Genomic DNA, 20,923 nt, shown 5'->3' with positions numbered 1-20,923 from the left:
CCCCCAGGCCACGACATTGCCCCGACGTCGCGCGCATTCGACATTCAACCCGCGCGACGGCTCGGACAACGGGACTACTCATCTCGCTCGTCACAGTCGGGTGTACAGGGCCGCGTCTATCGACTCCGCGACCCGGGTGAGCGCCGCCGCGCTGCCAGGCAGCGCGCCGATCAGGGGAAGAAGGCGTGCATCTGGCCGGCGGCGCGCTGGAGCTGGACGGGCACGCCCGCCTGACGCAACCGCTCGGCGTAGGCTTCGCCCTCCTCACTCAGCACGTCGTGCTCAGGGAGCACGAACACGGCGGGCGGCAACCCCGACAGGTCCGCGGCCCGCAGCGGAGAGGCGTCCGGGTCCGCGCGCTGAGCCGGGTCGGGCACGTAATGGTCCCAGAACCAGACCATCGCGTGCCGATCGAGCAGGAGCTGATTGGCCGGGTCGTGGTAGGAGGCTCTGTCCAGGTCGCAGTCGGTGGCCGGGTAGATGAGCACCTGCAGGTCGATGACCGGGCCGCCATCGTCCCTGGCACGCCGGGCCACGAGGGCCGACAGATTGCCGCCCGCGCTGTCGCCCGCCACGACGATCGGCTGTCCGGGCAGGGCGGCGGCGGCCCAGCACAGGGCGGCGTAGGCGTCGCGGGGCGCAGCCGGGAAGCGGTGTTCGGGGGCGAGGCGGTAGCCCACCAGGACGACGGTGCAGTTCGTGCGCTCGGCCAGATGCCTGCCCACGGCGTCGACGTCGTCGATGCTGCCGACGGTCCAGCCGCCGCCGTGGTAGTACACGATCACGCCGCGCGAGGCCGCCGTCGGGGTCAGGACGCGGGCCGGGAACGAGGCGCCGTCCTCCGATTCGATGGTGACGTCCTCGGCGCGGGCCATAGGCGGTCCCTGACCGGACAGGCTGTGCAGCTGCGCGTACATGGTGCGGGCCGTTGCCAGGGTCAACTCGTGCAGCGGGCTGCTGCCCGCCTCGCCCAGTTGCTTCAAGAACTGGGCCGTGGCTTCGTCCAAGGCCATGGGTGTCACCTCGCCGAAGAAGGGGGCCTTTTGACGGTCAATGTAGATCCCGGCTAATTAACGAGCACTGGACGACCCGATCCAGTCGTCATCAAGTGCCTCGATCTAGCCTGTGAGAATTGGGATCGGCGAAGAGCCGCGGCGCCAAAAAAAGGTTGGGCGTGCAGGTTCATCTGTCGCCGATGGATTTCAGCCGCCGGCTCCATCGACGAGGCGCGAGGCCACCACGGTGCGGGCACGTTAACCGATGAAAAAGGCCGCGGCATGGTCAACGCCGAGTCGGTGGGCGGCAATCTCATCATCCAGCACTACCGGGTCGTGCGGGCGGAAAAGTCGTTCGTCGAAATGTACTCGGCCGCGAGCCGCATCTTCCTGTTCCATCTCGTCCCGGTGACTGGCGCGGTGCGATGGACGCTCACAACCGGGGTCGGCACCATCACCGACGGCGATCACATCGTCGACGGTGACGACCGTTCGTACCCGGTGACTGTCCGGATGTCATGGCGAACGTGCGGGTGCGCGGAGCGCCAACGGGGGCGGCGTTCAGGCATCGCGGCGTTTGAGAAGGACGGCCCGCGGCACCGAGGAGTATGGCGCCTTGGCCCACAGCACCGGCAGGCGTGTCGGCACCGCGGCCAGGGTGGCGCGGATGGTTCCGGTGGCGTACTCGTCGGCGCTCATCAGCACCCCGAGCGTCGCGATGGCCAGCGCGCTCCGTGGTGGAAGCGGGAGATCTCTGGTTCAGAACAGAACCTGCGTGGCGATGCACGGGTCGTCTGCGATCACCTCAACCGCCAGTTCGACCGTCGCGGTCGATCGATCGGCGAACACCAGCAGGACCTCGTAGCCCTTCCCGTGGCCCTCCATCATCGACGACCAATCCCATGCGCGGACGATCGCGAAGGACTCGACACGTCGCAGGTGCCAGTCCGGCCGGTACATGTCAGGCAGGTCAGCGGTGCTCGTGTCGTCTGCGCCGCACAGCATCGCGTCGGCGGCCACGCGATCACGTGCCTGCACGAGGCTCAGATAGCGACTCATCTCCTTGTCCGCCTCGCGCGACTCCGCGCCGTCAGAACGCCCAGCCAACCCCAGCGACAACCCGCAGAAGAGAAGTAGGCAAGCCACCACCGCCAGCGCCCACCCGAGCCGGCGACCCATGTTCTTCGGCACCGACCGCAGCGGACTGGACACAGTCGACGATCCTTCCAAACGGTCCCCGGCCAAGACCACGACAACGCAGGGATCGAGGGAACACTACCCATCTACGTAGTCGATCGGTGCGTGGGACCGGCTGTAGATCATGGATGTCGATCTTGAAATGGCGCCTACGGGCGGCGCCGTGGTCTAGAACTCGCCCACTCCGGGGTGTGTCCCGGACCCGTCATGCCGGCCATCCGGCGAACCGACGCCGAAGCTGACCTCGCCGTACCCGTCCTCGACCCGGACGCCGGCCCAGAACGGACCACTCCGCACGACGCGCGCACCCTCGGCCGGGCGGTTGCCTGCCCGGCCCTCGAGGAGCTGGATAGTGGCCCCAGCCACCCCCGCCCCACCCAAAACGATCGCGAGCAACCCGACCACGACACGCTGCACGAGCGTGCCTTCGCCCCAGCCAGCAACGGTGACGACACCAGAGACGATCAGCAGCGCCATGACAAAGAAGAAGGCCCCGACGAGATAATTTACGACAACGACGGCCACGAACTCTGTCCGCGACATGGCCGCCGAACGCTGGCGCTCCATCTATCGATGATAGACAACCGACCCTCCCAGCGAACAAGGCAGGTGGCGGTGGATCGAAGTCCCGACGGACCGCCTCAACGACGAGATCCGATCAAGATCGTGCCTTACGATGCCCGCTGGCCGAGCAGCTTCGCCCAGCAACAGACCCGGATCGAGTCGGCACTGCGGGACTACCTCGTCGGTCGCGCCGAGCACGTGGGTAGTACCGCGGTCCCCGGCCTGGCCGCCAAGCCGATCATTGACATGCTCGCCCTGGTCGATGACTACGACCAGACCGCCGGCATCGTGGCCAAACTCGGCGACATCGGCTGGGTCCACGCGCCCGAACCGGGCGACCATGAGCGGCGCAAGTGGTCATTTTGCTTTCCCGACATGGCGTGGCGTACCCATCATCTCCACATCTGGGAGGCCCGGTCCCCGGACTGGCGGCGCTTGCTGCTCTTCCGCGACCACCTACGACGCCACCCGGACCTCGCCGCCGAGTACGCGCGCATCAAAACTGAACTCGCAGCGGTGGACAACCACGACCGACCGAGGTACCGGTCCGGCAAGACACCCTTTGTCGAGGACGTTCTTCGACAGCTGGACACCTCCACTGACGCTGCTTCGTAGCGGGGCGCTTTGCGCTGCCCCGCGTCTCAGGCATTTCGAGACGGTGAGCGACGCCAAGCCGGGATGCAGTCATGCTCATCGAATGGTACCGACGGTCTATCGACCGCCTGAAGTCGAAGGGACGGCCGGTGGATGCCGGCGCGGGCATCGGCAGCCGACAATGAGGCCACGACACCTCCGAGCCCGGACAGGTCGAGACCGCCATGCAGCTGCTCTGCCCGATCCTGATCGGCCGCGACGCGGTGGTCGACGACCTGGTCGGCGTGATTGCGAGTGCCCAGGCCGGCTCCGGCGCCATGCAGCTGGTGCTGGGTGAGGCCGGGGTCGGCAAGACTCGGCTGGTCGAGCACATCGCCGGTCTCGCGCGCGAGCGCGGACTGTGCACGATGCGTGGACGGGCCGTCGAGGTGGAGCTACCGGGGGCGTTGCGCCCGTTCACCGAGGCGCTGACCGCGGCGGTCCGCGCGTACGGCGCGCCGACCGGCCCGCACTTCGAGCCGTTCCGCCCGCTGCTGGCCGGGTTGGTGCCGGAGTGGACTGGCGACGCCCCGCCGGACGCGGTGCCGCTGGTCTTCGTTGCCGAGGGCATCCTGCGATTCCTGCGGCACATGGGCGACGGTCGCGGCGCGCTCCTCGTCGTCGAAGACGCGCACTGGGCCGACCCGGACTCCGTCGCGGTGCTGGAGTATCTGGCCGACCACCTGTCCGGCGAACCGGTCGCGGTGATGGTGACTCTGCGCGGCGACGGACCCTGGGCCACAGTGGACTGGGCAGCTCGTCTCGTCGCGAGCCGCGCGGCGACCCCGGTGCCGCTGCGCCCGCTGGCTCCGGACGACATCCGCCGGATGATCCGTGGCTGCCTCGGGGAGGATCCGCCCGACGCGCTTGTGGAGGCGGTGGCGAGGCGCGCGGACGGCCTGCCGTTCCTGGTGGAGGAGTTGCTCGCCGGCTTGGCCGACGCCGGCGGCCTGGTGGCTACCGGGGACGGGTGGCGGGTCGACGGGCAGCGGCTGCGGCCCGCCGTGCCCGCGACACTCGCCGTCTCGGTCGGCCGACGGCTGCACTCGATCGGGTCCACCGCGAGCGCGGTCATTGCCGCCGCCGCGGTGCTCGGCACGGTCTTCGACTGGCGGCTGCTGGCGGCCATGGCCGGCGTGGACGAACTGGCAGTTTCGGCGGCGTTACGCGCCGCCCGCGATGGACAACTGGTCGCGGCCACCACTGACGGATTCCACTTTCGTCACGCGCTCAGCCGCGAGGCGGTGCTCGCCGACCTGACCCCGCCGGAGCGGGCGAGGCTTGCCGGCATCGGGCTGGCCGAGCTGACCCGCCAGCACGGGGAACTCGATGGTGAGACCGCCGCGCTCGCCGCAAACCTGGCATTGCGCGCGGAAGACCGGCATCAGGCCGCCGAGTGGTACCTCTACGCGGGCCGCCGGCGGCTGGCCGCCGGCAAGATCTCCGACGCCGTACGCGCCCTGGAGCGCTGCTGTGCGCTGGCCACCGAGCCCCGGCAGGAGCTCGCCGGCACCGTCGAGCTGCTCGGTGCCCTCGTCCTCGCCGGGCGCAACGATCAGGTGTTCGCGATCGGCAACCCGCTGATCGATAGTGGACAGTCCGGAGTGGACGACGCGATCCGGGCCCGCCTGCTCCTGTTGCTCGCCCGCGCCGCCGTCTCCGCCGCGGACTGGCCCGCCGCGGCCGGGCACCTGACCGCGTTGCAGGGCCTTCCGGCCATCGCCGACCCGCTCGTGTCCGCCCAGGTCGCCGCGCTGCGCGCCGCACTCGCGTACGGGCAACATCGCTTCGACGACGCCATCTCCGCCGCCGGCGAGGCGCTGAGCAGGGCGGCGCCGCTCGATGCGCCCGCGATCGAGGTCGCTGCCCACCTCATCGTCGGCCGATCCCGCCGGCTGCGCGACTTCGAGGCGGCCGAGGAGTCCCTGCGTGCCGCGCAGCGGATCGCGGCGGGGCACGGCCTGCCCGCCGAGGCGCGCATCGCCTCGTTCGAGCTGGCCGAGCTGCACTACATCCGGACCGGGGACAACGCGGCCCTGCGGCAGGTGCGCGACGACGCCGCACAGTCCGGCGCCTTCGCCCTGGTCGGGCTGGCCGACCTGCAACTGGCCGTCGCGCTGGCGGTGCGGCACCGCATCGACGACGCGCTCGACGCCGTGGCCCGCATCGCCGCCGACGCACACCGGTACCGACTCGATGGGTTGATCTCATCGGCCTTGGTGGTGCGCGGCTTCTGCCATGCGGTGCGCGGCCAGACCGTCGAGGTCTCGACGATCGCGGCCGAGCTCGAGCGGCGCACTGTCCACGACCGGGAGCACCGCTCGTACCTGTGGGGGTACGTCCGGCTCGTGCGGGCGCTCGCCGCCGACGACCTCGACGCCGCGTCCGAGGCCGCCGAACAGGCTCGCCAGCTTCTGGTCGACAACACCTCGCACGTGTTGGGCATGTGGGTGCTGCTGCGCACCTGCTCGGGCTGGTCGGCCGACGACGCCGTCCGCACCGCCGGTCTGACCGCCGCCATGCAGCCGCTCTGCCTCGCCGCCGTCGTCGCCGCGCGGGCCGTGGACCTCGGGCGAGGCGGCGCGATCGAGGCGGCGCTGCACACGTACGGGCAGGTCGAGCGGATCCTCGCGGACGCGCCGTGGTGCCGGCACGTCTTCCGCCACCTGGTGGCCGGTGCCGCCCGCGCCGACGGCTGGCGGTTCCCGCCAGAATGGATGGCCGAGTCGGCGGACTTCTTCGCCAGCGAAGGGCTGTTCGCGCTGGCTCGCGCGGCCAACACCTGGCTGCGCGCGGCGGGCGTACCCGCGCCGACCGCCGGCCCGCCGCGCGATCGGACACCGCCGGCCCTGCGCGCCTACACGTTGACCGACCGGGAGACCGACGTCGCGCTGCTGCTGCTCGGTGGCCTGACCAACAAGCAGATCGCCGAACGCCTCCGGCTCTCGCCGCGCACCGTCGAGAAGTACGTCGAACGGCTCTTCCAAAAGACCGCGGTGACCAGCCGCGCCGCGCTGGTCGCGCTTGCGCTCAGCCCACCCGAGAGTGCCGCACCATAGCGGGTGCGGCACTCCCGGGTGGGTTTGCTTACCAGACCGGAGTCGTCCACCGCTGGTTCCACCAGTTGTGGCAGTACCACTGGACCAGACTCGCACCGTCGGCGACACTGCCGCCCCACACGTCGACGCACTGTCCACTGTGCGCCGAGCGGATCTGGAACATACCGTCACCGGTCGGCAGGAAGTACCAGCGCTGCGTGGTCGATCCGACGCACTCGCGCTGGACCAACTTGGCGCCGGCACCCGCGCTGGTCCCACCCTCGATGTCGACGCACTTCTGGCTCCCGCCCAGCCGCAGTTGGAAGCCGCCAAAGCCGGTGTCCTCGGCCCGCCAACGAGCCCACCCCTCCGGATCGCGCGGCGCCTGGACGACGTACGCGCCGTCCACCGTGCTCTGGCCCGGCGTGCTCGCCACCTTGGCACTGTGCGCCGCCGTCAGGTAGAACACGTCGCCGTGCCGCACCCGATTGTCGTTCAGGTAACGGAGCCGGCTGTAGATGACGTCGCCGAGTGCCTGGTGACCGACGTTATCCGGGTGCATCGCACCGGAAGTATCGAGTTGGCTCACCATGCTGTCGCCGACCGTGTTCATCCAGCGCTGCCCGTCCGAGGCGCACCAACCGTGCCCGATGAAGCTTGGTGCCTCGATGACATACCAGTTCGGCCGGAACGCCAGGGTGTTGTTGGCCCGAGCAACCGCCTCCTGGATGGTCTGGTTCAGCCGGGGCAGCGCAGAGGTCGACATCCATTCGGCCTCGCCACGGCTGATGTTGCCGAAGAAGTCGAACGTCGGTCGGTTCGCGCACCGAGCCCCGCCGTCGTCGGTGGTCGGATCCGGATAGGTCAGCAGATAAACGTCGCGCACCGCGGGCGTGAACCTCCGGTTGTTACCGCCCAGGTCGCCCTGGATGGCCGTGATCAACTCGTCGTACTTGCCCGGCAGTTCGGCGAGGTCGGCGTCGAACTGTGCGCCCAAGTGCTCGTGGCACTCAAACGCGAGCGGGGTCGCGCACGAGGTGATGAGGTTTTCGAATCCCAGGTCGTTGATGCCGGCGCCGATGACGAGGGCGTCGAGCGTGGCGGTGCCGTAGGCCGCGTTGAGCTGGTCGAGCTGCGAGAGGCTCTGCCCGTCCGCGGTCTGCGGGCCGAGCAGGCCGCCGCCGCTGAGCTTCGCACCGCTGCAGGTCACGTTGACGATCCGCACCGCCTCGGCGAACGGGTTGGTGTTGTAGAGCGCGGTGAACGCGCGGTTGATGCCGGACCGCGACGACCGATGGCAGGTGTCGTCTTGCCACAAGGGCGCACCCGGGTCGTGGTTGGCGGCACCGTCGCCCGAGGCGAACGAGTCGCCCATGGCGGCAAGTCGCAGCGGCGTGTTGCCAGGACGGTGCGGTCGCGGCGGCGCCGGCTCCGGGTCCGGGTCGTCGGGGCAGACGTACTGCGTGCAGGGCGCCGCGAACGCGGGAGCGTCCGGCACCGCCACAGCCACAGCTGTGCTCAGCGCGAACCCGAGCACGCCCAGCGCCGTCCACCGGCGGCGGGAAGCTGATTTCATTTGGTACTCCTGGAAATCGTCAGGCGGGCTGAGCTGCCCGCTGACCAACATGCTCGGCAAGCACTCGGTGGCCGGAGCATGGTGAAAGTACGTACCGCGTCGGGGAGGCGCGTTACGTAGATCGCGATGGCGGCACGTTGGCGCTGGTCAGGGCACGCGTGTGGCCGATGGTTGCACGCTGTCGCGATTGCGACACCCGGTGGGTCAGCCGGCACCGCGACCGTTGTGCCGAGAAGCGAGTACCTCTACGCTCACGCTTCGTGGCTGGGAATTCGCGCAGCTCACTGCGTCTACAGATCCTCGGCTCACTACGACTCTGGCGGGATGGCGTCGAGCTCGATCCCGGTCCCCGACAGCAGGCCCAACTCCTCGCCGTACTGCTGACCTGTGCCGGCCAGCCGATCAGCACCACCCAGCTGCTCGACCTGATTTGGGACGAGGATGTCCCGGCCAGCGGGCTCAACATCATCCAGAAGTACGTCGGCGCGCTCCGGCGTCTCCTGGAGCCTTCGCTTCCGGCCCGCGGGAGCGGCTCCTACCTGCTGCGCCGCGGTAACGGGTATCTGTTCGACCCGGCCCCAGGCATGCTGGACGTCGTCGACTTCCGGGAACTCGTTACTACGGCCCAGGAGTGGGCTGGCGAGCGGGCCCTCGAGTCCTACCTGGAGGCCCTGGATCTTTGGCGCGGCCCCGCCGGAGAAGGACTGAGTCACGGAACACGTGTGACGCCGATCTTTGCCGCACTGAACGGCGAGTTCCTTGATACGTGTGTCGCGGCCACCGAGATCGCGGTGGCGCTGGACCAGCCCGGGCGGATACTCGCCCATGTGCAGCGTGCCGCGTCGATGGCACCGTTCCACGAACCAGTGCAGGCGAGTCTCATCACCGCGCTGACCGCCGCCGGGCAGCAGGCCGAAGCGCTGGCCGTGTTCGGGACGGTTCGCGCCCGGCTCGCCGAGGAACTCGGCATCAGCCCCGGGCCAGCCCTGCGGGCCGCACATCAACGGGTGCTGAATCCGGCCCGGCCCACGAGAGCCGTTCCCGATCCGGACGACGATGAGGACGCCGAGCCGCTCGACGGCCCGGTCGGCCGCGTCGACGAACTCAGGATCCTGCGACAGGGCCTGGAGTCCGCGTTCGCCGGCGGCCTCGGATTCGTTCTCGTCGAGGGCGAACCGGGCGTGGGCAAGTCGCGCTTGCTCGAGGAGACCACCACGATCGCGGGCCGGAGGGGTGCGCTGATCGTCTGGGGCCGCTGCCTCGAAGGCGACGGAACGCCGACGATGTGGCCATGGGTGCAGGCCATCGGCACGCTGCTCGGCAGCCTGACGTCCGCCGAGCGGCAGCAACGGCTCGCCGGTGAACTGGGCCGCCTCGTGCAGCCGTGGCACGGCGTGACGGGCGGGCCGTTGATGCCCGACAGCGGCGCACAGTTTCGCCTGTTCGAGGAGTTCGCGGACGTCGTCGGCCAGGTCGCGGCGCGGCGACACACCGTGCTCGTGATCGACGATCTGCAGTGGGCCGACGGCTCCTCACTGCAGCTGCTGAGCCATTTGGCGGCCCGCCTCCCGGGCGGCACCGCGCTGATCGGCGCGCTCCGCAACCGCGCGCCCACCCCCGGCTCGGAGCTCACCCGATTCCTCGCCACGGCCAGCCGGGTACCCGGTCACCGCCGGATCCGGCTCGGTCCACTAGCACCGGACGAAGTGGCCGAACTCGTCCGCCGCGAGACCAGCCAAGAACCCGTCGCCGGCGTTGTCCATAGGATTCATGCCCGCACCGCGGGCAATCCGTTCTTCGTCCGGGAGTTGTCCCGGCTGCTCGTCACCAACCAGGGCGTCATCACGATGGCCGCCGCGATGCGGGCCGAGGTGCCGGCCACCGTGCGCGACGTCGTCCGGGACCGCATGGCCGGGCTCGATACCGACGCCCGGGACCTGTTACAGATCGCCGCACTGGTCGGCCGTGACGTCGAACTCCGTCTGCTCGCCGACGCCGCCGACCTGGACGCGCAGACCTGTCTCGCTCGCCTCGAACCCGCGGAGGCCCTCGACCTCCTCCGGCCGGCCCCCGACGATCCGTTCTCGCTCCGCTTCGCCCATGACCTGGTCCGCGAATCCGTTGCCGAAGGCACGCCGTCCCGGGCGGCTGCCCGGCTGCACCTGCGGGTCGCGGACGCGCTGGAACACACCGCCGCGGGCGCCGAAGCCGTTGCCGAGCGCCTCGCTCACCATCTGTGGGCCGCCGGCCCGCTCGCCGACCCGGCCCGGACGGCCATCGCGCTGGTGCGCGCGGGCAGCAGCGCGGCGGCGAAGTCGGCGCTGGAGGCCGCCGAGCGACATCTGCGGTCCGCCACGCAGGTTGCCCGGGCGGCCGGCCTGGCGGAGTTGGAGCTGTCCGCGCTGAAGCAGCTCGCCGCGGTGGTGGGGATGCGATCGGTCTACGGCGGCACCGCGGCGCTGGACCTGCTGGAGCGCAGCGAATACCTCGCACGCAGTCTCGGCAGGCACCGGGAGGCCACCGACTTCCTCTTCTCCCGCTGGGCCGGACACGCACAGTGCATCGAGCTCGACCGTGCCGCACCGCTGGCACGCCAGCTGTTCGAGAACGGCATGGCTTCCGCCGACCCGACCATCAGGGCCTACGGCCTGAACGCCTGGGGGATCCATCAGTGGGCCATCGGCAACGTCGGGCAAGGGGTCAGGTATCTGAGCCAGGCCGGCGAGGCGCTGAGCGATGACGCGGCGCGGCGCGGGGACGACCCGCTGCGGCACGACCTGCAGATGCTCCCGGCCTCGATCTTCGCGGAGATGACCGCGCAGCACGGTGACCTCCACACGGCGCGGGTGCTGTTCGACGCGCTGGAGGTCACCGCCGGGGACGACCCGTACATGGTCACGGTCTGGGCCTCGATGGCGGCGAGGACCGCGGCGAACATCGGTGACCCCGTGTGGGCACTGCGTGCGGCGGAGCGGGGCATCGCGGTGGACCCCGAGTTCACGTTCGTCTTCCAGGGCACGTATCAGCGGCTGGCCCGCGGCTGGGGGCGGGCGATGACCGGCCAGAACCCGGCCGACGCCGCGGCCGAGATGGAGCGACTGATCACCACGAATCTGCTCGACCCGCCACGCTCGTGTGTCGCCACCTGGTTCGGGCTGCTCGGCGAGGCGTGGCTTGCGGCCGGGCAGCCGGATGAGGCTGCCGCGGCCCTTGACCGGGCCGACTGGGCGCTCGACGCGTTCGGCCAGCGCTACCCCGAGGGACTGATCCTCCTGTTCCGAGCGCGGTTGCTGCATGCCCGCGGCGAGCCCGCCGCTGTCGTCCGAGCCGCCGCCGAACGAGCGCGCTCGTTGTCCGTTGAACGCGAAGCCCATCTGTTCGCGCGCCGCGCCGAGGAGCTGTTGCGGGAGCTTGACGGCTAGAGACGTTTTGGGTTTGGGGTCACGCGGCGTCTTGGGGTTTGTCCAGGCAGATATGCCCCGGCCCGCGTCACCTGCGGACCGCACGCTCCCGCGGGCACCGCGCAGGTCGGCGGCTCGCAAGCGCTCGCCGAAACCCCCGACCAGCGCTGCCAGCCCCGCCGCACAAGACCCAAGGACAACGGCCGAGCGCGCCGCCCGGGAGACGGTGGTATGCGTCGCCGTCTGTGCTCCGCATCCGTTCCAGAGACTAGTTTTAGGCCCCATACCTGAGAGTGAGCTTCCCCCGGTTCTCCGGACACCTGAGGTGAGGTGGACGGCGGCTTCCAGGAAGGATGTCGTCTCATGCCTGCCCCACACCCTGCAGAGTTCCGCCAGCGAGCCGTGCAGTTGGCCCGGACCGGCGACAAACCGGTCGCGATGTTGGCGAAGGATTTGGGTATCAGCGAGTCGTGTCTGCGTAACTGGATGGCCCAGGCCGACGTCGACGACGCCGGCGGCGGCGGTGCGGGTCGGTTGAGCAGTGCGGAGAAGAAGGAGTTGGCCGAGCTGCGCCGCCGTAACCGGCAGCTTGAGGTGGAGAATGAGATTCTCAAGCGGGCGGCTGCTTACTTCGCCCGGGAGAATGTGCTCCCAAAGTAGCGTTCGGGTTGGTCCGAGAACTCGCCGATGACGGCATCGACGTCGCGGTGGCCTGCCGAGTGCTGGGTGTGTCCCGCTCCGGATTTTACGAATGGAAGGATCGGCCGGTATCGGCGCGGGAGCAGGAGAACGAGATGCTGCTGCGGTACATCGAGAAAATCCACGCTGATCCGCGGAAGAAAACGTACGGGTCGCCCCGGGTACACGCTGAGTTGACCCTCGGCGTGGGCCTGCACGTGAATGAGAAACGGGTGGCCCGGCTGATGCGGTCGGCGGGCATCCAGGGCCTGTACTACCGGCGCCGGTCCTGGTGCACCGTCCGTGACCCGCAGGCCACGCCGTCGGCGGACCTGGTCAACCGACAGTTCGATGTGGACGCGCCGAACCGGTTGTGGCTGACCGACATCACCGAACACCCTACCGAGGAGGGCAAGCTGTACTGCGCCGCGGTCATGGACGCCTACAGTCGGCGGATCATCGGCTACTCCATGGCCGATCATCTTCGTACCGAGCTGGTCCTGGACGCGTTGTCGATGGCGATCGTCCGCCGCCCACCAGCCCGGCAGGAAACGATTCTGCATTCCGATCACGGCACCCAATACACATCATGGGACTTCGGTCAGCGTCTGCGGAAAACCGGTCTGCTCGGCTCGATGGGTACCGTCGGCGACTGCTACGACAACGCCATGATGGAATCCTTCTGGGGAACTCTACAACTAGAGGTACTCGACCGCAAGAAATGGAAGACCCGCGACGAGCTTGCCAACGCTATCTTCGAATGGATAGAATGCTGGTACAACCCGGTAAGACGCCATTCCAGCCTCGGAATGCGCAGTCCCATCGAGTTCGAGAAACTCCACACCCCGTCTGATCACGACCGTTGACCCCACACCTCGGGTGTCCGGCCTACGGGGGGAAGCTCAAGAGGCATATTTATGACTGTGAGGTATAGGGCCCAGAAACCAGCCTGCCCTGTGACGGCGTCACAGGCTGTGAGCATTTTCGTTCGCCGCCTTCTCGATGAGGCCCACCGTCGCGCCGGGGCGAGAGACGAACACCATGTGCGAGGCGCCCTCGACCATCTGGACCTGCGCGCCGGACCGCTGGGCCATGAACTCCTGGGCCGCCGGCGGGATGATCCGGTCGGCGCCGCTGATCAGGTTGTAGTTCGGGATCGTCTGCCACGCCTGCGGTCCGGTGGCCGGCTCGCCGAGCGCTTGGCCGGTGGCCGGACGTTGGGTGATGGCGAAGAGGGCGGCTTCCTCCGCGGGCACGTCGGCCGCGAAATGGGGATGGAACACCCGGGGGTCGATGTAAAGATCGACCTGTCCGCCGGGCAGCGGAACGGGTTTCAGGGACTCGCCCACGGTACTGCCCGGGAACTTCTCGACCAGTGCCTGCGCGCTCTCGCCGGCCTCCGGCACGAAGGCCGCCAGGTAGACCAGCGCCTTCACCTCACGGTTTCCGGTGGCGGCGGCGGAGATAACGGCGCCACCGTACGAATGACCGACCAGGACGATCGGTCCCTCGATGTTGGCCAGCAATGCCTTGACCTGCGCCGCGTCGGAGGCGAGCCCGCGGAGCGGGTTCGGCGCCGCGATCACCGGAAAACCGTCGGCGACCAGCCGCTTGGTGATCACGTTGAAACCGCTGCTGTCGGCGAAGGCTCCGTGCACGAGCACGACCGTCGGATTCTCTCGTACCATTCTCGTCCTTTCGTCCAGCGAAAACTACGACGGGGCGCTGAACGGGAAATGGACGAGATCGAGCGCCTGCTCCGCCCGGCGTTCACAAATGGTTCCGTCGCCGTCAAGTCAGAGGAGCGTCAGGTCCCAGGTGAGCAGGTGGTTGTCGAAGCAACCGATCAGCGTCCGGCCGTCGGCGCCGAAGCGGAGGTCGGGGCCTTTGCGCTGCTTTATCTGGGCCGAGTAGTAGTCGGCGATGTCGTCCACGGCGGCTGCGGCGGGCTGGCGGCTGGCGACGTCCCACAGCCGCAACGTTGTGCCGCCGAGGCTGGCCAGGGTACGTCCGTCGGGGCTGAAGGCCAGTGCCGCGACCCGGTTGTTGTGCGCACCGGTGAACTCGGCGACCTTGCGGCGGTTGGCCACGGTCCACAGGACCACCGTGCCATCGGCGCCACCGACGGCCAGCGTCTTGCCGTCCGGGCTGAACGCCAGGGCCGCACCGGGGTCGGTCATCGGGACGCCGCCGGGCCGGAATCCTTGTAGTACGCCCAGCCGCTGTCGGGTGCCGACGTCCCACAGCAGGGTGGCGCCTTGGCCGCCGTCGGTGGCCATTGTCCTGCCGTCCGGGCTGAACGCCACGTACCGGATCGCTGCGGGGTCGTCGCTGGCGACCCGGCCCAGACTCCGGCGGGCCGCCGGGTCCCAGAGCCGCACCGTCTGGCCGGGACCGTCGCAGACCGCGAGGAGCTTCGCGGTCGGGCCGAAGGTGAGGCACGAGGTCCAGAACGCGTCGCTGAGGGTGCCGTAGTACCCGTGGATGCTGACGTCCCAGACCCGTACCGCCGCGGTGCTCAGCCCGTCGGCGGCGGTCACCAGGGTACGGCTGTCCGGGCTGAACGCCGCGGTCCAGTACGCGTCGCCCGGCGAGTCGATCGGGTCGCCGAGCTGTTTGAGTGTGACCGCGTCGTACAGCCGCACCGACTTGGTCCGGACTGCGGCGATCAGCTTTCCGTTGGGGCTGAGCGTGACGTACCGGACCGCGTCGCTGTCGCCGCCGTCGTTTGGCACGTCGACCCGGCGCGGCTCAGGCACCACCGGCGGTCCGGTCGGCGACGGCGAGACCGACGCGGCACCGGTGGGGCCGGTACTCCGATCCGCCGCGCCGCCCGGGTCGCCGCCACCGCCGCCAACCATGTCGACCGCCACGACCACGGCGACCACTGCCGCCGCGGTCGCCGCCAGCGCCACCCGGGTACGCCGACCGGTCCGCGCCGCCCTCGGCGCGGTGGCCGGGACAACCCTGGCGGGCGGTGGCCACAGCGCCTCGCCCTCAGGCGGCACCGGGACCGACGCGGGCGATACCGTGACCGGCAGCGGCAAGGGCTGGGCACGCAGGCTGCCCTCGGCAACCACCAGTTCGGGCTGCTCCACAACCGTCGGAGCGACGCCCAGCCGCTGGTGCAACAGGCTCGCCACCAGTGGCATCCGGCTCGACCCGCCCACCAGGAACACGCCGGTCAGGTCCGCCGCGGCCACACCGACCGCGGCGAGCAGCGACCGCGTGACCTCGACGGTACGGGCAAGAACCGGGCGGGCGAGCTCCTCCACCTGCTCCCGGGGCAGGGCCGCGTCGTCCTCGAACAGCGGGATGTGCACCACCGTCGCCGCGCTGCGCGACAGCAGCTCCTTGCCGGTACGCACGTCCTCCCAGAGGGCGCGGCTGGCGCGCCGGTCGCCGGAGGTCTGCGGCCGGACGAGCCGGGCCCAGGTCGCCGCGTCCCGAGCCGCGTATGTGCGCCCCAGGCTCGCCACGATCGCCGCGTCGATGTCCAGCCCGCCCGCGTCCGGCAGCCCGTCGCTGGCCAGCACCTCGAATCCGTCGGCGGTGCGGCGCACGATCGAGACGTCAAAGGTGCCGGCACCCAGGTCGTACACCAGCAGCCGGGCCCCGACCGGCATCCGATCGCCGGCCATGGTCAGGAAGTAGCTGGCCGCCGCCACCGGTTCCGCGGCCAGCACCGCTTCCTCGAACACTTGGCCGGCGGCGTCGAGCAGCCGGCGCTGCCGGACCCGCCCCCAGCCTGCCGGACAGGTGATCACCGCCCGCACCGGCGGACCCTCCCCGGCCGGCGCGGCTTGCGCCGCGACCCGGCGCAGCACGGCGGTGATCATCTCCTCGACGGATACCGGTACACCGCCCAGCAAAACCGAATCGTCGTCGACGCACCGCTTGGGATAGGGCTCGAAGCACTCCGGGCGGATCCGGGCCGCATACGCGGCGTCGCGGCCGACCACAAGGTCATGACCCGGCTCGGCATAGACACCCGAGGGCAGAACCGGCGAGCCGTCGAACAACAACGGCCGCACTCGCCCATCCGACCAGGACACCACGGCGGTGGTGTTCGACGTGCCGAGGTCGATCCCCAACCGCGGCCCATCGATACCCACCGACCCAATATAGGGGCAGCCGCACAACCCTCCCCCGACACACCATATTGGACACCGGTTGTACGATCCCAAGCTCGATGGCAATAACCTTCGAGTCAAGGAGAACTGTGCGGCGTATATCTACGGCCACGGCGGCCGTGCTGACCATCATCGGGGCCGTTGTCATCGTCCCCGGACCGGCCGCCGTCGCGGCCGAACGCCCGCGTATGAGCGAAGCACGCGCGGTCAACAACGCCGGCCTGGTCGTCGGCTCGTCGGACACCTGGGCGAGCGACGGCAGCATCGGCCCCACGCACGCCGTCGTGTGGTCACCGGCCGGTTCGGGGTACGGGCGGCCTCAGGACCTCGGGACGCTGGGCGGCCTCGTGAGCAAGGCGTACGCGGTCAACGACCTCGGTGAGGTCGTCGGCTGGAGCCACGACACCGGCGGCGCCCCGCGCGCCTTCCTGTGGTCGAGCGCGCTCGGCGGGATGACCGACCTCGGCGGGTTGCCCGGCGCCATTTCCTGCCAGGCATTCGACATCAACGACCGTAGCCAGGTCGTGGGCGACTGCATCGTACGGATCAACGGCTTCCCCACACAGTTCCCGGTCCTGTGGTCCGATGGCCAGGTCATCGACCTGAGCGCTGGCATCGGCTACAGCCGGACGTATGGCATCAACGACCGCGGCGAGGTGCTCGGCACCTGGAACGGCCAGCTCGTGCTCTGGAGCGGCGGCGAACGTATCGTGCTGAGTGAGAGCCTCGTCACCAACGGCGCGGACGTCAACGACCGATCCGAAGCGGCCGGCACCTACTACGACGGCGGTGACGAGGGCCGGCACCTCGCCCGGGGGCCGGAGGGCTGGTACCAGGAAACCGTCATCGAAACCCTGAATGGCCCCCAGAACAACGCCATGGACATCAACGAACGTGGTGAGGTGGTCGGCAGCTCCGACGCCGGGAACGTCACCCACGGATACGTCTGGGACCGGGGCGTCCTGACGGAGATCGGCACCCTCGGCGGCACCAACAGCTACGCCTACGGCATCAACGACCGCGGCGAGGTCGCCGGCCAGTCACACGATCCGGCGCAGGGGCTGCACGCCTTCATCTGGTACCGCGGCGCCATGACGGACCTCGGCGTCCTGTGACCCCCTGACCATCCTGGCTCACCCCGCCGCGTCTGTTGATTGTGGAGACGCGGCGGGTGGGGCCGCGGGAGCAACGGTCTGCAGCGCGGCGGACGCCGCGGCAGCCCTCCATGAGTTTGGCGACGGATACCCCCGGGGGTATGCTGCGTCTTGTAGGAGGTGGCGAGATGAAGCTTCGACCCGAGATGACCGGCGAGGCGTTGACCCGGCTCAAGCGGGCCCGTGGGCAACTCAACGCGGTGATCGAGATGATGGAGGAGGGTGGCGACTGCCGGGAGGTGTTGATCCAGCTCGCCGCCGTTTCAAAGGCGATCGACCGGGCCGGCTACAAGATCATCGCGTCCGGCATGCGGCACTGCGCGGATGCGCGTGAACGGGGCGAGCAGGCCGAGATGACCGAACAGGAACTGGAGAAGTTGTTCCTGGCTCTGGCGTGAGCCGTCCCGGCTGACTGTGCGCAGCCCACGTCGCGGGTCCGTGGCGTGGGCGGGTAAGCGGCCGTCGACTTCCACCAAGGGTGGATTCTGTCTCTTTCATACCCCCGGGGTATGTCGGTTTAGTACAGGAGTGGCGCATGACAGTCCATGTTTCCGTGATTGCGACCTCGTCGCTGGGCGACCGCAGCTACCTGGCCACCGACGGCCAGGTGGCCGTGGTGGTCGATCCACAGCGCGACATCGATCGGGTCCTCGCACACGTCGGCGAGCTAGGGGTGCGCGTCACGCACGTGGTGGAGACGCACATCCACAACGACTACGTTTCCGGTGGGCTGCAGCTGGCCCGGCTGACGGGGGCGGAGTACCTGGTTTGCGTTGACGACGAGGTGAGCTTCGAGCGGGTGCCGGTGGCCGACGGCGACGTGGTGAGCGTGTCCGACGGGCTACGGATCCGTGTCCTCGCCACCCCCGGCCACACCTTCCACCACCTGTCGTACGTCGTGGACGGGGCCAGCGGTGGTGGGTGGTCTCCGGTCGGGGTGTTCACCGGCGGGTCGCTGCTGTTCGGCACAACCGGCCGGACCGACCTGCTCGGCCAGCAGCACGCCAACGTCCTCGCCCACCACCAGCACGCCTCGGTGCGCCGGCTGGCGGACCTGCTTCCGGACGGGACACAGGTGTGGCCGACCCACGGCTTCGGCAGCTTCTGTTCGGCCGGCCAGGCCGACGCAGACGAGTCGACCATGGGCCGGGAGAGGCACGCCAACCCCGCGCTACGGCTGGCCGCGGACGACTTCGTCACCCAGATCCTGGCCGGGCTGGACGCTTACCCGGCGTACTACGCGCATATGGGAGTGGCCAACGCGGCCGGTCCGGCGCCGGTCGACCTGAGCCCGGTCGCCCGTGCCGACGCCATGCAACTGCGGACGCGGCTCGCCGCCGGGCAGTGGGTGGTCGACCTGCGCCACCGCAAGGCATACGCCGCATCGCACCTGGCCGGAACGGTCAGTCTCGGCCTCGACGGGCCCATGGCGACGTGGCTTGGTTGGCTGATCGACTGGGGCGTGCCGATCAGCCTGCTCGCCGAGACGCCAGAGCAAGTCGCCGACGCCCAGCGGGAGCTCGTCCGCATCGGCATCGACCGGCCCGCCACCCAGGCCGCTGGAACCCCCGACCAGTGGGCCACCGACCCTGCCGACCTGCGCGCGCTGGCCGTCGCCGACTTCCCTGCGCTGGCCGCCGCCCAAGCCGGGAACACCCCGGCCGGCCTACCCGACCCCGACGTCGTCCTGGACGTGCGGTTGACCAATGAGTGGAATGCCGGCCACATCGACGGGGCGATGCACATCCCCCTGCCGGAACTGCCGAAGCGGCTGGCCGAGGTCGCTGCCGGCACGGTGTGGGTGCACTGCGGCTCCGGCTATCGCGCCGCCGCCGCCGCGTCGCTGCTGACCAACGCTGGCCGCGACGTCGTCCTGATCGACGACATGTTCGGCACGGCCGAGCAGGCCGGCCTGGCGATGACCGCCGGCTCCTGACCCATACCCCCAACGAGGAGACATGGACACACCCGACACCACCGCGCCGTCCACGCTGGACGTCCCCACCCTGCGCGAGCTGCTCAACTCCGGCCACGCCCCCGGGTGCTGGACGTGCGCACCCCAGCGGAATTCGAGACCGCGCACATCCCCGGCTCCTACAACGTGCCACTGGACCTGCTCAAGGAACACCGCGCCGAGCTGGGCGACCACCTGGACGAGGACGTGGTGCTGGTCTGCCGCTCCGGCGCCCGGGCCGCCCAGGCCGGGCAGGCACTCGAACAGACGGGACTGCCCAACCTGAAGGTCCTCACCGGCGGCATCCTCGCCTGGCAGGCGACGAACGCGCCGGTCAACCATGGCCGACCCCGCTGGGATCTGGAACGACAGGTACGCCTCGCCGCGGGCTCGATCGTCCTGGTCAGCATCCTCGCCTCGCTAGTCTTGCCGGGCGCGAAGTGGGTGGCCGGCTTCATCGGCGCCGGGCTGACCTTCGCCGCGGTCACCAACACCTGCGCCATGGGCATGCTGCTGAGCAAGCTGCCCTACAACCGGGGTGCCAACTGCGACCTCGACACCGTCGTCGCCCAGCTGCGTAACAGCAGGCCCACCGCGAGCCGGTCGTGACCGCCCTCGCCCTCACCGTCGCCGGTGCGGTACTGATCGGGATCAGCCTTGGCCTGCTCGGCGGAGGCGGATCCATCCTCGCCGTACCGCTGCTGGTCTATGTCACCGACCTTCCGGCCAAGGAAGCCATCGCCACCTCGCTGCTCGTCGTCGGCGCTACCAGCGCGGTCGGCGTCCTCCCGCACGCCCGCGCCGGCCGGGTGCGCTGGCGCACCGGACTGGTATTCGGCATCGCCGGCATGACCGGCGCCTACACCGGCGGCCGGCTCGCCGAGCTCATTCCCGCGAGTGTGCTGCTGACCGCGTTCGGGCTGATGATGCTCGCCACCGCCGTGGCGATGATCCGCGGCCGACGCGCCGCCGGCCGGCCCGCCCCGCACGAGCTGCCAGTGTTCCGGGTGGTACTGGACGGTGTCGTGGTCGGCCTGGTCACCGGCCTCGTGGGCGCTGGCGGCGGCTTCCTCGTCGTGCCCGCCCTCGCATTGCTCGGCGGCTTGCCGATGCCGGTCGCGGTGGGCACCTCGCTGCTGGTCATCGCGATGAAATCCTTCGCCGGACTCGCCGGCTACCTGTCCAGCATCACCATCAACTGGCCGCTGGCCGCCGCCATCACCGCCGCAGCGGTCGCCGGCAGCATGCTCGGCAGTCGACTCATCGGACGGATCCCAGAGGACCTGCTGCGCAAGACGTTCGGCTGGTTCGTCGTCGTCATGGGCCTATTCGTCCTCACCCAGCAGACACCTGCCAACCTGCGTACCAACCCCCTGCTCTGGGCGCCCGCCGCGCTGGCCGCCGCCGCAGTGCTAGCCATGACGCTCGTCCGGCACAGCAAGCGGGCCGGACCACCCACCAGGCCGAACGCGCCAGTCACCCGCCGGCTACAGCCGACCCCAGCGGTCGCCGACACCCCGGACCCACAACGGGAAGCGCAGTACTAGCGCACACCGCGACCAGGTCCGCGCCAGGCCGCAGACAACGCGCGGCCCGACCG

General features: G+C 69.9%; 16 protein-coding genes and 1 pseudogene. 9 read left to right on the top strand and 8 right to left on the bottom strand.

Going from position 1 to position 20,923, the window contains the following annotated elements:
• Window positions 1–170 precede the first annotated feature (170 nt).
• The 5 genes from Prum_RS42910 to Prum_RS42890 all read right to left on the bottom strand — a co-directional run bounded on the left by Prum_RS42910 (window position 171) and on the right by Prum_RS42890 (window position 2,759).
• The gene (locus tag Prum_RS42910; RefSeq protein ID WP_218577643.1) at window positions 171–1,013 is read right to left on the bottom strand and encodes an alpha/beta hydrolase; all 843 of its coding nucleotides are present in this window, start codon (window positions 1,011–1,013) and stop codon (window positions 171–173) included.
• Window positions 1,014–1,253: 240 nt separating this feature from the next.
• A complete protein-coding gene (locus tag Prum_RS42905; RefSeq protein ID WP_173083049.1) occupies window positions 1,254–1,466 on the bottom strand; it encodes a hypothetical protein in 213 nt (70 codons plus the stop codon).
• 90 nt (window positions 1,467–1,556) lie between these two features.
• Complete coding sequence (locus Prum_RS50285; protein WP_218577642.1) at window positions 1,557–1,694, bottom strand: hypothetical protein; 138 nt, start codon at window positions 1,692–1,694, stop codon at window positions 1,557–1,559.
• Between the two features lie 60 nt (window positions 1,695–1,754).
• Window positions 1,755–2,207: a hypothetical protein gene (locus Prum_RS42895; RefSeq protein WP_173083046.1), complete on the bottom strand. Its 453-nt coding sequence runs from the start codon at window positions 2,205–2,207 to the stop codon at window positions 1,755–1,757.
• Window positions 2,208–2,360: 153 nt separating this feature from the next.
• The gene (locus tag Prum_RS42890) at window positions 2,361–2,759 is read right to left on the bottom strand and encodes a hypothetical protein (protein WP_173072785.1); all 399 of its coding nucleotides are present in this window, start codon (window positions 2,757–2,759) and stop codon (window positions 2,361–2,363) included.
• 99 nt (window positions 2,760–2,858) lie between these two features.
• Between Prum_RS42890 and Prum_RS42885 the strand changes: the two genes are divergently transcribed.
• Window positions 2,859–3,371, top strand: a complete 513-nt coding sequence (locus Prum_RS42885; RefSeq protein ID WP_246278485.1) for a GrpB family protein — start codon at window positions 2,859–2,861, stop codon at window positions 3,369–3,371.
• 203 nt (window positions 3,372–3,574) lie between these two features.
• Window positions 3,575–6,448 (top strand): helix-turn-helix transcriptional regulator, encoded by a 2,874-nt coding sequence (locus tag Prum_RS42880; RefSeq protein ID WP_173083044.1) that lies wholly within the window; start codon window positions 3,575–3,577, stop codon window positions 6,446–6,448.
• 28 nt (window positions 6,449–6,476) lie between these two features.
• Here the strand turns inward: Prum_RS42880 and Prum_RS42875 are convergent, their stop codons facing one another.
• A complete protein-coding gene (locus tag Prum_RS42875; protein WP_173083042.1) occupies window positions 6,477–8,003 on the bottom strand; it encodes an RICIN domain-containing protein in 1,527 nt (508 codons plus the stop codon).
• Between the two features lie 260 nt (window positions 8,004–8,263).
• Here Prum_RS42875 and Prum_RS42870 point away from each other — a divergent pair, with 260 nt between their 5' ends.
• The gene (locus Prum_RS42870; protein ID WP_246278484.1) at window positions 8,264–11,425 is read left to right on the top strand and encodes an ATP-binding protein; all 3,162 of its coding nucleotides are present in this window, start codon (window positions 8,264–8,266) and stop codon (window positions 11,423–11,425) included.
• A 342-nt stretch (window positions 11,426–11,767) separates the two neighbouring features.
• Window positions 11,768–12,948 (top strand): IS3 family transposase gene (locus tag Prum_RS42865; protein ID WP_371871390.1). Its coding sequence is split into 2 segments (ribosomal slippage): window positions 11,768–12,062 and window positions 12,062–12,948, totalling 1,182 coding nucleotides; the frame shifts between segments, so codons are not numbered across the junction.
• A gap of 99 nt (window positions 12,949–13,047) precedes the next feature.
• On the opposite strand, the gene Prum_RS42860 is transcribed toward Prum_RS42865, so the two are convergent.
• Together Prum_RS42860 and Prum_RS42855 are read right to left on the bottom strand one after the other, a co-directional pair.
• Complete coding sequence (locus Prum_RS42860) at window positions 13,048–13,770, bottom strand: alpha/beta fold hydrolase (protein WP_173083038.1); 723 nt, start codon at window positions 13,768–13,770, stop codon at window positions 13,048–13,050.
• A 108-nt stretch (window positions 13,771–13,878) separates the two neighbouring features.
• Window positions 13,879–16,197, bottom strand: coding sequence for an Hsp70 family protein (locus Prum_RS42855; protein ID WP_173083036.1), 2,319 nt, complete (start codon window positions 16,195–16,197; stop codon window positions 13,879–13,881).
• A 107-nt stretch (window positions 16,198–16,304) separates the two neighbouring features.
• Here Prum_RS42855 and Prum_RS42850 point away from each other — a divergent pair, with 107 nt between their 5' ends.
• From Prum_RS42850 to Prum_RS42830, 5 genes and pseudogenes are all read left to right on the top strand, one after another.
• Entirely contained in the window at window positions 16,305–17,330 is a 1,026-nt protein-coding gene (locus tag Prum_RS42850; protein ID WP_173083034.1) for a hypothetical protein, read from the top strand.
• A gap of 167 nt (window positions 17,331–17,497) precedes the next feature.
• The gene (locus Prum_RS42845; RefSeq protein ID WP_173083032.1) at window positions 17,498–17,767 is read left to right on the top strand and encodes a metal-sensitive transcriptional regulator; all 270 of its coding nucleotides are present in this window, start codon (window positions 17,498–17,500) and stop codon (window positions 17,765–17,767) included.
• Between the two features lie 137 nt (window positions 17,768–17,904).
• Window positions 17,905–19,305 (top strand): MBL fold metallo-hydrolase, encoded by a 1,401-nt coding sequence (locus Prum_RS42840; protein ID WP_173083030.1) that lies wholly within the window; start codon window positions 17,905–17,907, stop codon window positions 19,303–19,305.
• A 22-nt stretch (window positions 19,306–19,327) separates the two neighbouring features.
• Window positions 19,328–19,932: pseudogene (locus Prum_RS42835) on the top strand (rhodanese-like domain-containing protein).
• The gene (locus Prum_RS42830; RefSeq protein WP_173083028.1) at window positions 19,929–20,870 is read left to right on the top strand and encodes a sulfite exporter TauE/SafE family protein; all 942 of its coding nucleotides are present in this window, start codon (window positions 19,929–19,931) and stop codon (window positions 20,868–20,870) included. Before Prum_RS42835 ends, Prum_RS42830 begins: the two are co-directional and overlap by 4 nt.
• Window positions 20,871–20,923: the final 53 nt, after the last annotated feature.

The sequence above is a fragment of the Phytohabitans rumicis genome, assembly GCF_011764445.1.
Taxonomy (GTDB): Bacteria; Actinomycetota; Actinomycetes; order Mycobacteriales; family Micromonosporaceae; genus Phytohabitans; species Phytohabitans rumicis.
The sequence above is the reverse complement of the archived record's forward strand: the minus strand, read 5'-3'. Positions and strand labels throughout refer to the sequence as shown.

Coding starts and splice junctions, on each gene's coding strand:
- Prum_RS42910 (WP_218577643.1), bottom strand. CDS start 1,013: ATGGCCTTGGACGAAGCCACGGCCCAGTTCTTGAAGCAACTGGGCGAG.
- Prum_RS50285 (WP_218577642.1), bottom strand. CDS start 1,694: ATGAGCGCCGACGAGTACGCCACCGGAACCATCCGCGCCACCCTGGCC.
- Prum_RS42890 (WP_173072785.1), bottom strand. CDS start 2,759: ATGGAGCGCCAGCGTTCGGCGGCCATGTCGCGGACAGAGTTCGTGGCC.
- Prum_RS42880 (WP_173083044.1), top strand. CDS start 3,575: ATGCAGCTGCTCTGCCCGATCCTGATCGGCCGCGACGCGGTGGTCGAC.
- Prum_RS42875 (WP_173083042.1), bottom strand. CDS start 8,003: ATGAAATCAGCTTCCCGCCGCCGGTGGACGGCGCTGGGCGTGCTCGGG.
- Prum_RS42860 (WP_173083038.1), bottom strand. CDS start 13,770: ATGGTACGAGAGAATCCGACGGTCGTGCTCGTGCACGGAGCCTTCGCC.
- Prum_RS42845 (WP_173083032.1), top strand. CDS start 17,498: ATGAAGCTTCGACCCGAGATGACCGGCGAGGCGTTGACCCGGCTCAAG.
- Prum_RS42840 (WP_173083030.1), top strand. CDS start 17,905: ATGACAGTCCATGTTTCCGTGATTGCGACCTCGTCGCTGGGCGACCGC.